The 15,175-nt window shown below is 61.6% G+C and carries 15 protein-coding genes; 6 read left to right on the forward strand and 9 right to left on the reverse strand.

Annotated features, from left to right (window positions below; genetic code table 11):
- Nucleotides 1-626 precede the first annotated feature (626 nt).
- The gene (locus GA0061098_RS05815; RefSeq protein WP_091954608.1) at nucleotides 627-944 is read right to left on the reverse strand and encodes a hypothetical protein; all 318 of its coding nucleotides are present in this window, start codon (nucleotides 942-944) and stop codon (nucleotides 627-629) included.
- A gap of 349 nt (nucleotides 945-1,293) precedes the next feature.
- Between GA0061098_RS05815 and GA0061098_RS44770 the strand changes: the two genes are divergently transcribed.
- Nucleotides 1,294-1,455 carry a hypothetical protein gene (locus GA0061098_RS44770; RefSeq protein WP_165637177.1) on the forward strand — a complete coding sequence of 54 codons (162 nt, stop codon included), beginning with the start codon at nucleotides 1,294-1,296 and terminating at the stop codon, nucleotides 1,453-1,455.
- 181 nt (nucleotides 1,456-1,636) lie between these two features.
- The gene (locus GA0061098_RS05830; protein ID WP_091954617.1) at nucleotides 1,637-1,849 is read left to right on the forward strand and encodes a hypothetical protein; all 213 of its coding nucleotides are present in this window, start codon (nucleotides 1,637-1,639) and stop codon (nucleotides 1,847-1,849) included.
- 36 nt (nucleotides 1,850-1,885) lie between these two features.
- Here the strand turns inward: GA0061098_RS05830 and GA0061098_RS05835 are convergent, their stop codons facing one another.
- From GA0061098_RS05835 to GA0061098_RS05855, 5 genes are all read right to left on the reverse strand, one after another.
- Nucleotides 1,886-2,464 carry a DUF2939 domain-containing protein gene (locus tag GA0061098_RS05835; protein WP_091954620.1) on the reverse strand — a complete coding sequence of 193 codons (579 nt, stop codon included), beginning with the start codon at nucleotides 2,462-2,464 and terminating at the stop codon, nucleotides 1,886-1,888.
- 1,283 nt (nucleotides 2,465-3,747) lie between these two features.
- Entirely contained in the window at nucleotides 3,748-4,428 is a 681-nt protein-coding gene (fabG, locus tag GA0061098_RS05840) for a 3-oxoacyl-ACP reductase FabG (RefSeq protein ID WP_091955286.1), read from the reverse strand.
- Between the two features lie 69 nt (nucleotides 4,429-4,497).
- Nucleotides 4,498-5,943 (reverse strand): coniferyl aldehyde dehydrogenase, encoded by a 1,446-nt coding sequence (locus GA0061098_RS05845; RefSeq protein WP_091954623.1) that lies wholly within the window; start codon nucleotides 5,941-5,943, stop codon nucleotides 4,498-4,500.
- 17 nt (nucleotides 5,944-5,960) lie between these two features.
- Nucleotides 5,961-6,158 carry a (2Fe-2S)-binding protein gene (locus tag GA0061098_RS05850; protein ID WP_091955290.1) on the reverse strand — a complete coding sequence of 66 codons (198 nt, stop codon included), beginning with the start codon at nucleotides 6,156-6,158 and terminating at the stop codon, nucleotides 5,961-5,963.
- A 202-nt stretch (nucleotides 6,159-6,360) separates the two neighbouring features.
- Nucleotides 6,361-7,257: a sterol desaturase family protein gene (locus GA0061098_RS05855; RefSeq protein ID WP_091954626.1), complete on the reverse strand. Its 897-nt coding sequence runs from the start codon at nucleotides 7,255-7,257 to the stop codon at nucleotides 6,361-6,363.
- Between the two features lie 111 nt (nucleotides 7,258-7,368).
- On the opposite strand from GA0061098_RS05855, the gene GA0061098_RS05860 reads away from it, so the two are divergent.
- Nucleotides 7,369-8,274 carry a LysR family transcriptional regulator gene (locus GA0061098_RS05860; RefSeq protein ID WP_091954629.1) on the forward strand — a complete coding sequence of 302 codons (906 nt, stop codon included), beginning with the start codon at nucleotides 7,369-7,371 and terminating at the stop codon, nucleotides 8,272-8,274.
- A 726-nt stretch (nucleotides 8,275-9,000) separates the two neighbouring features.
- Here the strand turns inward: GA0061098_RS05860 and GA0061098_RS05865 are convergent.
- From GA0061098_RS05865 to GA0061098_RS05875, 3 genes are read right to left on the reverse strand one after another with little or no spacing between them, the layout of a single operon-like run.
- Nucleotides 9,001-9,996: an ABC transporter substrate-binding protein gene (locus GA0061098_RS05865; RefSeq protein ID WP_091954632.1), complete on the reverse strand. Its 996-nt coding sequence runs from the start codon at nucleotides 9,994-9,996 to the stop codon at nucleotides 9,001-9,003.
- A 22-nt stretch (nucleotides 9,997-10,018) separates the two neighbouring features.
- Nucleotides 10,019-10,828 carry an ABC transporter ATP-binding protein gene (locus GA0061098_RS05870; RefSeq protein ID WP_091954635.1) on the reverse strand — a complete coding sequence of 270 codons (810 nt, stop codon included), beginning with the start codon at nucleotides 10,826-10,828 and terminating at the stop codon, nucleotides 10,019-10,021.
- The gene (locus GA0061098_RS05875; protein ID WP_091954638.1) at nucleotides 10,825-11,595 is read right to left on the reverse strand and encodes an ABC transporter permease; all 771 of its coding nucleotides are present in this window, start codon (nucleotides 11,593-11,595) and stop codon (nucleotides 10,825-10,827) included. Before GA0061098_RS05875 ends, GA0061098_RS05870 begins: the two co-directional genes overlap by 4 nt.
- Nucleotides 11,596-11,701: 106 nt before the next feature.
- Here GA0061098_RS05875 and GA0061098_RS05880 point away from each other — a divergent pair, with 106 nt between their 5' ends.
- Genes GA0061098_RS05880 through GA0061098_RS05890 form a run of 3 tightly spaced genes read left to right on the forward strand, consistent with a single transcriptional unit; the run spans nucleotide 11,702 to nucleotide 15,175 of the window.
- A complete protein-coding gene (locus tag GA0061098_RS05880; RefSeq protein WP_091954641.1) occupies nucleotides 11,702-12,829 on the forward strand; it encodes a mandelate racemase/muconate lactonizing enzyme family protein in 1,128 nt (375 codons plus the stop codon).
- Nucleotides 12,829-14,424, forward strand: coding sequence for a GMC family oxidoreductase (locus tag GA0061098_RS05885; protein WP_091954644.1), 1,596 nt, complete (start codon nucleotides 12,829-12,831; stop codon nucleotides 14,422-14,424). Before GA0061098_RS05880 ends, GA0061098_RS05885 begins: the two co-directional genes overlap by 1 nt.
- A 28-nt stretch (nucleotides 14,425-14,452) precedes the next feature.
- Nucleotides 14,453-15,175 carry a GntR family transcriptional regulator gene (locus tag GA0061098_RS05890; protein WP_091954647.1) on the forward strand — a complete coding sequence of 241 codons (723 nt, stop codon included), beginning with the start codon at nucleotides 14,453-14,455 and terminating at the stop codon, nucleotides 15,173-15,175.

The following is a 15,175-nucleotide window of genomic DNA, read 5'->3' on the forward strand; positions in this document are numbered from 1 at the left end:
TGTGGCGTCGCTGTCCCTGTCATTTTTGACAGGTTCGGCCCGTCCCGAGACGGCGCATGATGGCCTAAATAGACGAGGGCCATGCTGTGCAGCGCAACTATTTTCCGATCATTCACAATGGGCAATTATAGGCGGACGATGCGGGGAGATGTTTGGTTCGGCCGATCTTGCGGGACAGTATGGCGCCCGTGTCGCACGCGATATCGGCAGCGATCCGGAGTATGATTTCGTTAGTGGCACCGTTGTAGTGGTTGTCGACGGCGCTGGCGCAGAGATAGCGCGGTACGAGGTTGTTAGTGTGTGATCTCACCGCGTCTTGGGCAGGGCGGCGCATTTGACTTTGGGCTTGGTGCGCAGAGGGGACGCCGTAGTGTTACGGCCGTCAATTGTGAACCAGTTCACAAACGCGCTGCGCGGTCGCTGATATACTGAAGCCGCTGGAGGATTTCAGGGGCCAGCAACAGGGCGCCGCAGGGACATCGTATTTCGAGCCCCGCGGCGTAGTTTTCGAGGTTTAGCTTCGGTATTGGCGAACTCCCCCAATGTGCGAATCTGGACCGACCCCGGTTTTCACGGCGACAAAACAATCTTGACCGCCTCAAGGATCAGGCTCGCCGAGGGCTAGATCACGGCCAATCGCTGTTGCGTTCAAAACAAAACATTCCGATCAGGATGAAAAGGCCGATCTCGACCAAGGAGTTCATGGCCATGAGTGCGACCGTGAGAAACACATCATCCGCCGGTAGAGGAGTCATCGTGCGCCGCTTGCTTGGTGCGATCTCGGAAAGTGTTTGGAGGAGACATCTTTGCTTTCGCGCCTCTTCCAGTTCGACCGCGATAGCCGTGTAGCGCGCGAGCAGCCTTGAAAACACGTTGCGCTGGAGCTGATTCTTTGCGGCCTTGAGGCGCAGTTCGTGTTGGCCCGCGTTTGACACGCCGATCAAGCGGGGAGGCGCATGACCTCGTCCTCCCTCGGGTTCGTTCTCATCAAGCCAGTTCCTGGCAGCATCTTTGGTCGCGAAGATCCTGAGATGCTAGACGTCACTCACCGGTTTGGCGGTATTCACGTACACGAAGACGGTCATCGGTCTGTCTTGAGCTTGCGCGGCCCCAGTGCGGAAAGACGGCCCCGGCTTCAGGGGGGCTTTTTGGGTAGGCCGGGGCCGCTCCGCCAGCTCGGGCGGCGAGCCAGCGACCTTTAACTCTGGCCTGAATTCCATGTTCCTATTCCAGGAGAACCGCTGCATAATTTTCCTCGTTTCAGCTTGCCGTTTTTCCGATGAGGTTTTTGCCATGTCGAACAGCGTGGAAGATCTGCAAATGCTGCGTCTGATCAAAGCTTTTCAGAAAATATCCGATCAGGACGCGCGGCGCATGGTGGTGCAGTACGTGGAGGAGCAGCTCGACAAGTTGGAGGCGAAGTCGCGGCAAAAGCGTGGGCCACCGGAGCACTAGCGCGCGCCAGCAGATCCTCGCCGTCGGCATCAGATTTCATGCTCCTTCAGCCCGCCGCGCGCGATAGGGTATTGAGCCCGGAGCGGCCGCAAGGTCGCTGACAACTGCAGGATTTGCTCAGGCCGGCCATCCGGCGTTAAGCTTGCCTCACTGCACTGCCGATTTCAGTGTGGGTAGCGTCGTGTGGAGTGCGATCGAATTGATTGTGGACGGCTACGCGAGGCTGAAGGACCGCCAGTCGCTCGAGGATCTGAGGATGTACCGTCAGCGGTTGGCCGTGGACCGGAAGGCCAGGACAGGCTTCGATTGCCGGTCGTCGATTGCGCAGGTGGAGCAGGATATTGCGGCTATCGAGGGGGCGCTGCAGACGCTTTCGGGTCCGGTCGGCGGGTAGTAGGGCGTAGAGCGGACCTCTGAGAGCGGCGCCATGTCAACGCGTCGGCAGCCGGTCCACCATGCTTGCCAGGACCTTCGGTGGTAGCCCGATGCCCGAGAGCTTCCATGTCGTTCCTTCAAAGTGCATGCTGACGGTGCCCGCGTCCTGACCCGCACCAAGCCGCAACGCGAACTCGACGGGCTTCACCAGCGTGATCCGCCCGGCGAAAACGAAGATGTTCGAAATATCGAGCTCGGCTAATGACGACATCGTTCCAAAAGTGATGTTCTCTGTTGCGTTGCGAACGGTGCCGCTTTTCAGAAGGACCGACAGGTTTTCCGGGGTCATGAACTTGATCGCGAGATCATCGGCGATAGCTGCACCGAACGCGTTGATCGCCATTCGCTCAAATGGGCGCACCAGCCTCTTTTGACCGAGCCGATCAAGGTAGGCCGACATAACCTGGTCGACGAGGGAGTGGCGGACCCGCGGCAAATCGGTCTTGGCCATCACCTGGCCGGCGTCTCCGCTTCGGACGGCCGAAACGAGACCCAACAGGGAAACGAAGGCCGAGCCAGCATAGACCACAACGCAGACCATGGCGGCCGCAAATATGCCGACGAGCCATTTCATGGACCGGCAATCAAGGCTTCGGGGCTTTGTTCCAAGCGCCTTGTGCCGGGCGATCGGAAGGCCTCCCGGTGAGGGGCCGCCTTCCATCAATAGGACTGACGCGCCGAGCACACAGGAAGCGCGACCGGCAGCGGCTGATGACGCACCGCCGACGGCTGAGGCGTTAGATCGACGAAGGGCGCAGGTGTTCGGTCCCGCGCTCGTCCTATTCAGTCGCGGTGCCGAATTTTGACAACGCGCGTTCGGGCAGATGGCTTGCTCGCTAGTCTAGGGCGGCCGTTTTTTGCGTCATAACTTCGTCAGCCACGTGATGACACGTCGTTAGGACAAATGCTGCTCTGCTGCATTGCCATTCACTACCGAGGGCAGCACTTGAGACTGGCTCGTGCGCGGCCAATCCGAACAGCGCGGCCGCGCCGATCAGAAAATTTACGATAACGAGCTTGCGTGCCTTGCGAGTCCATGTTGGGCTGGTCATAGAGGATCGTTCCCGTTTTGGGACATGCGCTGTAATTAAGTAGGGTGGGCGTCGTTTGTTTCAGGCCGACTTCGCGGCCTAGCGAAAATGATTTCGTGGAGGGCCATAACGAGGGACGGCCACGAAACCCTGATTTGCTCATGCTGAGGATCGATTCGGAAGCACCTCGGTTAGCCCACACCAACTGGTTGCGTTCCAGTCGCGCTATGGCCGCAACGGCACGTGAGGGCCATCGAAACACCGGACCAGCGCGCTCCTGATCTCTGACGGTATTTGAACATACGCCCAACCAAGGCCGTAACGGCAATCTTGACCACGCCGGCAGCGCTGATCAGTCGATTGACTCCGATAGGTGGCGAAATCGCCGAGAGCGAGAACGGCTCAAATTTTTTTGTGAATTCAAGACCAAAAATTCGCGGCGGGTATACCGTCGGCAATTGTCGGTCAGATTTAGAAATTTGTGCTTACAAATCAACGACGCAACGTCGTTCGAAATGATTGAGTGGGAGTAGGGCGGCCGGCGGCCGCTGCGCGGATTGGCGCGGGTTTTCGTATGGCTCTTCTCACTCCGTCCTGTCCTGGTGTTTGACCGGCGTCGTTCGCGTCGACTTAACCCGACCTTAGTGGCCCCTTCCAGTCCAGTGTTGTCGGTGGAGTATTGCGGCGTACTACAGCGTGCAAAGCGGCGCGACCTGGACCTGCCGAGGATCGGTCGCTCGCCTCTTGAATGAACTAATGACCGCAAACCGCGGCGTCCAGGATTCGCGTGGCTCCCCGTTACGTTTCAATGACTTTTTGTCACGCGTCAAACCCGTCCGTTGACCGGCAGTAGCGCGCCGGTGACGGCACTGGCGGCGTCGCTTGCCAGGAAAAGGATAACATCGGCGAGTTCCTCCGGCGCGACCCATTTGGCGGGATCGGCCTTCGGCATGCTGGCGCGGTTTGCCGCGGTATCGATGATCGAGGGCAGCACTGCGTTCACTGTGATCTTGCCTTTCAATTCGGCAGCGAGTGACTCTGTCAGCTTGTGCACGCCGGCCTTCGACGCCGCATAAGGACCCATGCCGGAGCCCGCCTGCAGTGCGCTCATCGCGCCGATATTGACGATGCGGGCTGCGTGCGAATTGAGAAGATGCGGGATCGCGGCGCGGGTAGCGTTCAGCGCCGTCTCGACATTGAGAGCGTACATGCGCTGCCAGGCTTTGGGATCGCCGTCGGCAATGGTCTCGAAGGTAAACCCGCCGGCAATATTGATCAGCGCATCGATTGCGCCGAAATGCGCCGCCGCGGCATCGACCGCCTTTTTCGCCTGGGCGGCGTCGGTCAAGTCAACGCCGCCGAGTTCGATCCGCCCGGCGGTTGCCGCGAACTGCGGCGCCGCATGATCGATGCCCGCGACGCGCGCGCCCCGCGAATGTGCTTCCTCGGCGACCACCTTGCCAAGCGCGCCCAGCGCGCCGGTGATAACAACGACTTTACCCTTCATGATGGTCTCCGCGCGAATGAGAATGAAGCCGGGCCGCAGCCAATTGGTTAGGAGGAACAAGTGCGCACATCACGTCTTCCACTTGATCATCGTCCGCAAGATGCTTATTGGGCGGCCGGAGTAGGGCGGCTGAAATAGCATTTGGATCGGCGAGAGAGGGCCTTGGTAGAAGACCGGGCGCAATTTTGAAAAGGTGTTGAACCCCTCGCGCGCGTGGTAATGGCCCATGCCGCTCGCCCCGACCCCACCGAATGGCAGGTCGTGCTGGCCGACGTGCAGCAGAGCTTCATTGACCGATACGCCACCCGACATGACCCGCGAGATGTAGAAGTCGCGCAGCTCGGCATTGTGAGTGAATGGATAGATTGCCAACGGGCGGTCGTGACTATTGATATAATCGGCGACCTCCTGCCGATCTGCATAGGTCTTGATCGGCAAGATCGGACCAAAGATCTCGCGCTGCATGACAATCATGTCTTCGGTCGGATTTAACACGAGATGCGGCGCAAATTTGCGACGCTTCGCGTCTGGCTCCTGCTGTTCCGCAAGATTTATCAGGACTGCGCCCTTTGTGCGGGCATCCTCCAGCGTCGCCTGCAGCCGCGCGAAAGACCGTTCATCGATGATCGACGTGTAGTCCTGGCCGTTGATATCAGGGAAGCGGTCGGCAAACAGTCGACGGCAATGGCGGACGAACTCGTCCTCACTTCCCTTGGGCAGAAACATGTAGTCGACATTCGTACAGATCTGACCGGCATTGAACATCTTCACCCAGAGAATGCGCTCCGCCGCTGTTTTGACCGGGAAGTCAGGCCCAACAATCGCAGGTGCCTTGCCGCCCAGTTCAAGCGTGACAGGGGTGAGGTTGCGGGCCGCGTTGGCCATGACCGAGCGACCGGTAGCACCGGATCCCGTGAACAGTAGATGGTCGAAGGGCAATGATGAGAATCCCGGTCCTCGTCCGCCGCCATCCTCGAAAAAGGCAAGCTTCTCGATCGGAAAATACTTCGGCGAAACGCGCATCAGAACCTGGGCGAGCGCCTTTGAGTTTTCCGACATCTTGACCATCGCCCGATTGCCGGCCGCCAGAATCGCTGCGAGCGGACAGAAGCTGAGATTGAGCGGAAAATTCCAGGGAACGATGACCCCGACGACGCCGAGCGGCTGCGGGATGACACGATTGCGCGCGAGCGGATAGGTCATGAAATCGACGTGTCTGCGCTGCGGCTTCATCCACTTCTTCAAATTTTTGGCGGCATCGGCGATCGTTTCGAGGACGACGAAGTATTCGGCGAACAGGGTCTCGAATTCAGACCGGTTGCCGTAGTCGGCGTTGATCGCCGCGACCAACTCGTCCTTGTTGTCCTTCAGGAGCTGAGCGAGCGCTTTCAAATCGGCCTTGCGCTGAGCGTAGGACGGCTCCGGCGCCGCCAGATAGGCCGCACGCTGCTTGTCAAAGCAGGACTGAAATTCAGTGGCAATGGCGATCGAGCGGAAATTGACAGGCACGTTCATGATGTATCAACTCCAGGTTAGTGCACGCTTGCGTCCGCATGAACGGAGCGGGGTCTTTCATCCATGATCCGCTTGATGGCGTGAGTGCAGCGGCCGCACTGGGCGCTGCATCCGAGGCAGGCATACACCTCGCTCATACGAGGCCGTCGCTCCTCTTTTGCGACCACTGACCGCACCTGATGGTCGCTGAACACGTTGCAAGAACAGACAATCATCGCCTTCTCCCAACCAATACCAACGCGGCGCTCCACCCAGCCGCAAGCATGATAGTTTCCATTCGGGTCACCTCGGCGTAGTCAAGAGGCCGCTCGCGGGCCAGATGTGTCGCATTTCGGCTCCTTCCGAGGCACCGCGAACGCCTGCTGCAGTGCCTCGAATGCGCTACCCACGGGGGCAAGTCGAACCTGGCTCGGTCGTTCAGGCTGCCTCCCGTTTAGCTTCGGTCTTTAGGTCGGCTTCGGTGAAGCCATAGCCGCCGGGGCGCAGCGCCGAATGCTCGCGCTTGGAATGGACCAGCGGGTAGAACATCTGCGTCGTCCAGCGCTCCGGGCCAAACAGGATGTCGTCCTGCAGGCCGACCTTGGCCGGATATTTGCGCGTGATATGCGCGGTGCCGAACAGCACGTCCCAGAAGAACAGCAGGTTGCCGAAGTTGCCCTTGTAGTGGCCGATGCCATCTTCGTTGGTGAGAGCGTGGTGCGCCTGGTGCGTGGCCGGCGTGGAGATGGTGCGCTCCAGCACCCACATCAGCGGATGCAGCGCGCGGATGCGGTACAACGGCGCGTCCCACGCCCAGGCGCAGTGCGCGCCCAGGATGACCGCCAGCTTGATCACCAGGTACGCCGCATAGACCGGACCGAAACCGAGATACACCGCCACGCCGCCGATCCACAGGCCCGGCATCATCAGGTAGTAGAAGAAGTTGTTGCGGTAGGTAATGCGCACGCTCATGTAGGCCGCGCTGTGATGCGCGCGGTGCAGCGGCCATAACAGCGGCGAGTGCGAGGCGCGGTGCCAGAGATACTGCGTGAGGTCATCGCCGATCAGCAGCAGGCCGGCCATGGCCCACCACGGCAAATTGGCCCAGGCGTTGTGCTGAGCGGGGATGAGCCAGTTGCACAGCGCGTTGCTGCCCAGGAGTGCGATCGGCTGGGTGATGGCGATCAGGCTGACGAACATCAGCACTTCCAGCCAGGTGTCGTTGGCTGTCGCGTGGTCTCGTACGGTGGTCTGATACCGCCGAGTGATAAACTCCATGGCGGCAAAGCCCAGAATGCAGGCGCCGATTAGCAGGTATTGCAGTTGCGAGCTCATGTGGGTGTCTCCTCTCGCTCACGTGTTTTTATCGTGAGACGATTTTTAGGAGTGCAATCAACATGCGTCCAATGCATAGTTCTCATCGTCTTGATGCATGGAGCGCAACACATGGATTTGCACCGTCTGAGCCACGTCGTCGCCCTTGCCGACACCCTGCACTTCGCCCGCGCCGCCGAAGCCGTCCACCGAAGCCAGCCGGCCTTCAGCCGCAGTATCCAGGCGATCGAGAGCGACCTGGGTATTCGCCTGTTCGACCGCGACGTTGGTGATGTCCGCCCCACCCCGGCGGGCGAATTCGTCATCGAGCGGGCGCGCAAGCTGCTGTTCGAGGCACGTTGCCTGCAGCGCGACGTGGATCTTTACCGCGACAGCCAGCTCGGCGACGTGGCCTTCGGTGTCGGGCCGCTGTTGACGGCCACCCTGATGCCACGCGCGCTCGTGGCGCTGCGCCGCCAGCACCCGCAGGTGGCGCTGCGCATGGAGGTCGGCAACTCGGTGCAATTGCTGGAGAGCCTGCGTACCGAGAACATCGAGTTCTTTGCCGCCGATGTGAGCGACATGCCCAGGGAGGCCGCGCTGGACATCCAGCTGATCGGCGGGCAACCGGGCAACCTGTATGTGCGGGCAGGCCATCCGCTGGCTGGGCGTGAGCATACGCCGCAGGAAGTCTGGGCGTACGGTCTTGCGGCACCTACGCTGCTGAGCCGCGCAGCGGTTGAACTGGCCGCCCTGCTGGGTCTGCCTGAGGGCCAGCAGGCCACCATTGCGCTCGAGTGCGACAATTACGGCTTGCTCAAGACCGTCGCGCTCACCACGGATACCGTTCTGGCTGCGACGGACGCGGCGGTATGGGAGGAGCTGGAATCCGGGGCGCTCGTTCGGCTTGTCGTGCAGGGCTGGCTGTCGCCGCCGTCGAGCACGGGCATCGTGCGTTTACGAGGGAGAACCTCGTCGCCGGCAGCCAAGGCAGCCATTGCAGCGATTGTGCGGGCCGCCGGCGAGATCAACGTGTAGACGCCTTTTATCACCCGACGCATGGTCCGGTGCGGAATACCGCCCCCTTGAAGCGGTCAAATAAGCAACGGTGCTCGGAGCCCGGCAAACTTCCGGTTTGGGTCTTGGTCGTGTCAAAACGGCGGGACGGCAGCGTCTGCGCAAAGCGGACATGTATGTCGGCGACAGAGTCGAGTGAACGGTGCGAGCGATCATCGTACAAACTGAACCCGCGCTTTCCTGATCGTTGAGGGTACTGGAAGCTATGCAGTGCGAGTACGAGCCGTAGCCGTCCCGGCTAGGCACTTGCGGCCACTCAGGCGATTGATTCCGATACTTGCCGAAGTCGCCATTCTTCGGACCAGAACGAATTTTCCCGGAATTCAGCATCAAAAGTTAGAGCGGGCATACCGTCGGGATCTGTCTGCCAGCCTTGAAAGTTTGTGCTTGCAAATCAACGCCGTAATGTCGTCCTAAATGAGTGAGTGGGAGTAGTGGTGCAGGTCACTGTCGGGTAGTCCAGCGTAGTCTTGGGTGTGTCTCTCGCATTCCAGTTGCTCTGACCAGAATGCTTGGATTGGGTTAGCCCAACGGAGATCGGCTTTCCACGGCCATCTAAAGAACAGAGTGCGGCAGCGCAGTTAAGCGTGCACAAGGGACAGTATCGTTCGACGGGTGCGGAACACGACCAAAAAAATGTGCGCGCCGCACATCATTGTCCGGCGCGAACACAAAGTTCCCTTGGCATTAGGCTATCGTCTTTAAATAGAGGCTCGGATCGAAATATTTGCTCGCCGGCGTGAAGTCCTTGATGCCCGCATTAGCCATGAAAAAGTCTGTCGACTGCTGCAGCCAATTGGTGACGGTCCCGTCCGAGTACATGCGCTTCCAGTCCTTGGACGTGAACATCTTCTGGGCCTTGAAGGATTCGTTGATGTCGGACAGCGGCGTCTGGCTGTAATGACCCTTCTGCAGCTTCTCCATCGCCTCGTTGCTGTTGGCGACGATGTAGTCGTTGGCATCGGCCCAGCCGCGGATCAGTTTGGCCAGGGTTTCCTTGTTGGGTTCATAATAGTCGTTCGCCGCAGCCCAGCCGCCGATGATGGCCGCCTTGGGATAATAGGCTGACGCATCGGCGAGCATGGTCGCGCCCGGCACCTTGTCGCGGACGGTGACGTTGAAGGGCACCCAGAGCGCCACGGCAGGCACGGCGCCGGAGATGAAGGCGGTCACGGCCGCCGGCATGGTCTGGTTGACGAGCTCGACCTCCTTGGGATCGACCTTGTTGGCCCGGAGTGCCGTATCAAGGAAGACGTGCGCGGTCGTGCCCGTCGCGGTCGCGATGCGCTTGCCCTTGAGGTCCGCGAATGACTTGATGCCCTGATCGCCGCGGACCCACAGCTGCGCGGTTGCGACCTCGATGTCGTTGATGAGAAATACCTTGCCTTGGCCGCGCGCCGGGAAGTTCGAGAGGACAGCGCCGGTCGCCAGCACGTCGAGGCTGCCGCCGATTAGCGCCTGGAAGATCTCCAGGCCGGTGTTGAACTGCCGCAGCTCGAGATCGAGGCCCTGCTTTTCGAAGGAGCCGCGGTCCATGCCGGTCCAGATCTGGCCGTCGACGGCGACGGTGTGGAGATAGCCGACGCGGACTTTTGTTTTCGCTTGCGCGATCGCCGGTGCCGAGGCCGTGAAGGTGCCGAGCGCAAGGCCCGCCGTCGTGGTCAGAAATTGCCGCCGATCCATGATGTGTCCTCCGTTATGCTTGTTATTCCGAGAATGAGACCGGACGCATCTGCGCCTGCTGGGCGCGATATTCGTCCATCACCAGTTGCCTGATATGGCTTCGCAGTTCCGCGAATTCTGGCCGCTCCTGGATCGACTCGTCGCGCGGGTAAGCGAAGGGAACGTCGATGATCTCCTTGATCCGCGCCGGCCGCGCCGTTACCACCACGATGCGGGATGCGAGGTAGATCGCCTCCTCGACGGAATGGGTGATCAGCATGACGGTCTTGCCTTCGGTCTCCAGCACTTTGAGCAGCAGGTTCTGCATGTTGGAGCGAGTCTGGGCGTCGAGCGCCCCGAACGGCTCGTCCATCAGGAGAAACTGGGGCTTCACCGCATAGGCACGCGCGATCGCGAGGCGTTGTCGCATGCCGCCGGACAGATGCTTCGGCCAGGAATTGGCGAAGTCGGACAGGCCCATCAGGCCGAGATAGTGCTCGCAGATCGCGTCGCGCTCGGCGGTCGGGACGTGGTTGGCGTTGAGCGTCAGGCCGAAGGCGATGTTCTGCTTCACCGTCAGCCAGGGGAAGACGCCATACTCCTGGAAGATGACGCCGCGCTCGGGGCCGGGACCGGCGACGGGACGGCCGTCGAACAGGACCTTGCCGGTCGTCGGCTTCTGGAAGCCGGCGAGCATGCTCATCATCGTGGTCTTGCCGCAGCCGGACGGCCCGATCACCGCGATGAAGTCGCCGTCGTTGATGTCGTAGCTGACGTCCTCGACAACGTTGAGGCGGCCCTTCGGCGTCTCGAAGGACAGCGAAACCTTGTCGAACTGCGCACGCGTGCTCATGCGATAGCTCGATCCTGCCAGACCAGAAGCCGCGCCGTGACCTTGCGCAGGATCAGATCCATGATCAGCGCGATCAGGCCGATGCAGATGATGCCGACATAGATCACGTCGAGCAGGAAGTACGTTGAGGCATTCTGAATCATCGCGCCAAGCCCGCGTTGCGCCGCGATCAGCTCGGATGCGACCAGCGTCGCCCAGGCCACGCCCAACGCCACGCGCAGCGCTGTGAGGATGTGTGGGACCGTGAGGGGAATGATGACCTTGCGGAAGATCTCGGCCTGGTTGGCTCCGAGCGTCTGCGCCACGCGGATGTAGAGCGGCGTGATCTGCGACACGCCCTCATACATCACGATTACGCCGGAGAAGAACGAGGCGTAGAACAGAATAACGAGCTTAGCAAGCTCGTCGACGCCGAAATAGACGATCACCAGCGGGATCAGTGCGATCGGCGGCAGCGCGCGGAAGAAGTTGATCATGGGGTCGGCGAAGGTGCGGGCCGGGCGATACCACCCGAGCAGAAATCCAACCGGCACGGCCACCAGGATGCCGAGCGCGACGCCGAGAAAGACGCGCCGCGTCGAGGCGAAGACGTCGATCAGCAGGCCTTCTCTGGTGAGAAGCTCGAAGAACTTTGCGGCGACCTGGTGCGGCGCGGGGATCAGCGAGACGTTGACGAAGCCGCTCCAGCGCACGGTGTACCAGAGCAGGATTGCACCGATCCACGGTATCAATCCGAGACCGAGGCGTCTCAGGCCAGCTCCGTTCATTCGACGCGTCCACCCAGATTGCGGTTGATGTTTTCAACGGTCATATTATAAATAGGATGACCATACAAGTGGCGCCTTTACTTGTTGGCGTCGCAGGCTTTCCCCCATGACATCGCCACCTTTCATCATCCGAAGCGTCCAGGCCTTTGGCTATCGCTACCCGCTGACCACGCCGGTGATCACGTCCTTCGGACGGATGAAGGATCGGCCGGCCGTCTTCGTCCGCGTCGAGGACGGCGACGGCAATATCGGCTGGGGTGAAGCGTGGTGCAATTTCCCCGCACCGGGCGCCGAGCATCGTGTTCGGCTCGTCAACGAGGTGCTTGCGCCGGCTCTGGTCGGATTCACCGCCTCCGAGCCGTCCGCCGCGTTCGAGCATCTGACGAAGGGAACCTCGGTGCTTGCGCTGCAATCCGGCGAGACCGGCCCGTTTGCGCAGGCGATCGCCGGCATCGATCTCGCCGTCTGGGATCTCCACGCGCGCCGTCAGAAGGTTGCGCTGTGGAAGCTGTTCGGCGGGGCGGTGCGCACGATCAAGGTCTACGCCAGCGGCATCAACCCGGTCGGCTCCGAGCGGACGGCTGAAGCTGCGCTCGGCCGCGGTTACCGCGCGTTGAAGCTGAAGATCGGCTTCAATCCGGTAACCGACCGCGCCAATCTCGCCGCGCTGCGCCGTCTTGTGGGCGAAGGTCTGCTGGCCGCCGACGTCAATCAGGGCTGGACCATTGCGCAGGCATTGGAGCTCGCGCCGCAACTGGAGCACTTCGGTCTCGCCTGGCTCGAGGAGCCGATCCGCGCCGATCGTCCCCGGCGGGAATGGGCGCAATTGCGCGAGGCCATCCGCTTTCCGCTCGCGGGCGGCGAGAACATCGCGAGCCATGCCGGCTTTGCCGAGGTGCTGCGTGAGCCGGTGCTCGGTGTCGTCCAGCCGGACATCGCCAAATGGGGCGGGCTGTCGGCGTGCGCTGGGATCGCGCGCGATATCCTTGCGTCGGGAAAGATGTTCTGCCCGCACTATCTCGGCGCCGGCATCGGCCTTCTGGCATCCGCGCATCTTCTCGCCGGCGTCGGCGGCGGCGGGCTGCTCGAAGTCGACAGCAACGAAAACCCGCTGCGCGACCGCTTCTGCGGTCCCGTGCTCGATGTCCACGACGGCATGATCACGCTCGGCGACGAGGCAGGTCTCGGCATCACGCCCGATCTTGCCGCCATCGAACAATACCGGACGATCTGATGCCAGCACGCGGCTACGACTACATCATCGTTGGCGCGGGCTCGGCCGGCTGCATCGTTGCCAACCGGCTGTCGACCGATCCGTCCTGCCGCGTGCTGTTGCTGGAGGCCGGCGGATCGGATCGGAATTTCTGGCTGAAGCTTCCGGTCGGCTACTACCGGACCATCTACAACGAGCGATTCTCGCGCCTGTTCGAGACCGAGCCCTCGGAGGGAAGCGGCGGTCGTGCCATCGTCTGGCCGCGGGGCCGCGTGCTCGGCGGTTCCTCGTCGATCAATGGGCTGATCTTCATCCGAGGCCAGCACGAAGACTTCGACGATTGGGAACGCCTTGGCGCCGAGGGCTGGAGCTATCGCGAGCTCCTGCCGTATTTTCGGCGCTACGAACGCTATCGCGGCGGCGAGAGCCAGTTTCATGGCGGGCTCGGGGAGTTCGAAGTCTCGGACCTTCGCAACGACAATCCGGCATCGAAGGCCTGGGTCGAGGCGGGTGTAGAGTTCGGCTTGCCGCGCAATCCCGACTTCAACGGTGCCGCGACGCTGGGCGTTGGCACCTACCAGCTCGGCATCGGGCGGCACTGGCGGACCAGTTCTGCCTCTGCGTTTCTGCGCCCCGTCGCCGGCCGTCCCAACCTGACCATCATCACCTATGCACAGGTCAGCAGGGTCGTTTTCAATGGTAGCGTCGCGACCGGCGTAGAGTGGATCAGCAAGGGGCAGGTTCACAGCGCGACGGCTGATCGTGAGATCATCCTGTCCGGCGGCGCGCTGCAGTCGCCGCAGATCCTCCAGCTCTCCGGCGTTGGTCCAGCCGATCTGCTGCGCAAGCTCGGCATTCCCGTCGTCGCCGAGTCTCCGCAGGTCGGCGCCAATCTCCAGGACCATTATCAGGCCCGGCTGATCGTTCGGTTGAAGGAGCGGATTTCGCTCAACGATCAGATCCGCAATCCCGTCGAGCTGACGAAGATGGGGCTGCAATGGATGCTGGCAGGCAGCGGCCCGTTGACGGTCGGGGCGGGGCAGGTGGGCGGCGCGGCCTGCACGGAATACGCCGTCGGCGGCCGGCCCGACGTGCAGTTCAATGTGATGCCGCTCTCGGTCGACAAGCCTGGCGAACCCCTGCACAGCTATTCCGGTTTCACCGCTTCGGTCTGGCAATGCCACGGAAAGTCGCGCGGGCAGCTCGCGATCAGTTCGACCGATCCGTTCGAGCAGCCGCGTATCGCGCCGAATTATTTTGCCGAAGAGATCGACCGCAAGACCATTGTTGCGGGTCTGAAGATTCTGCGCGAGATCTATCAGCAGAAGGCGTTTCGCCCGCTCTGGGATGTCGAGATGGTGCCGGGCGAGGTGGCCAGGGATGATGCCGGGCTGTGGGACTTTGCGCGCAACACGGGAGGCACGGTGTTTCACTGTGTCGGGACCTGTCGCATGGGCAGTGACGCGCAGGCCGTGCTCGATCCGCAACTGCGTGTGCGCGGCGTCGAGCGGCTGCGTGTGATCGATGCCTCGGTGATGCCGCAGATTACCTCGGCCAACACCAATGCGACCAGCCTGATGATCGGCGAACGGGGCGCCGCGCTGGTCACGGCGTGACGGTGCGGCCTGAATTCGGGAGGATGAGATGGGATTGAGTTCCGACAGTCACGTCCCCAAATACGCGCAGATCGCCGACATCTTCCGGCAGCGCATCGCGCGCGGCGTCTGGACCCAGGGCTTTCGCCTGCCGGCCAATGAGGAGCTGGCGGCCGAGTTTGGCGTGTCGCGCGTCACGATCAGGCAGGCGGTGGAGCTGCTCGCCCGCGACGGCGTCATCGAGGCGCAGCAGGGCCGCGGCACCTTCGTCACGGGGGCCGTGCGGCAGGATCGCTGGCTCAAGGTCGAGACCACGCTCTCCGATCTCGCCGACATGTATCGCGACACTTCGCCCGAGATCATCAATATCTCGGAGAGCCGCACCAATGCTCCGCTGCTTCCCGGGGATGGCAAGCCGGCCGAAAAGTACGTCTTCATGCGCCGGCTGCATTCGCGGGAGAAGCAGCCGTATTGCGTCATTTCCATCTATCTGGACGAGAAGATCTTCCGCAGGTCACCGAAGCGTTTTCGCAACGAGACCGTGATTCCGATCCTGAACGATCTCAGGGATCCCGCCATCGCCAGCGCGCGCCAGACCCTGGCGATAGGTGCCGCGGACATCGAAGCCGCGCGGCTGCTGCGCGTGCCGCTGAATTCGCCGGTAGCAGAAGTCCGCCGCATCTTCACGACCGCGGACCGGACCGTAATCTATCTCGGCGAAGTCACCTATCGCGGCGACTTCGTGCGGATCGACATGGATCTGCGGCCCTAG

The sequence above is a fragment of the Bradyrhizobium shewense genome, from assembly GCF_900094605.1.
Taxonomy (GTDB): domain Bacteria; phylum Pseudomonadota; class Alphaproteobacteria; order Rhizobiales; family Xanthobacteraceae; genus Bradyrhizobium; species Bradyrhizobium shewense.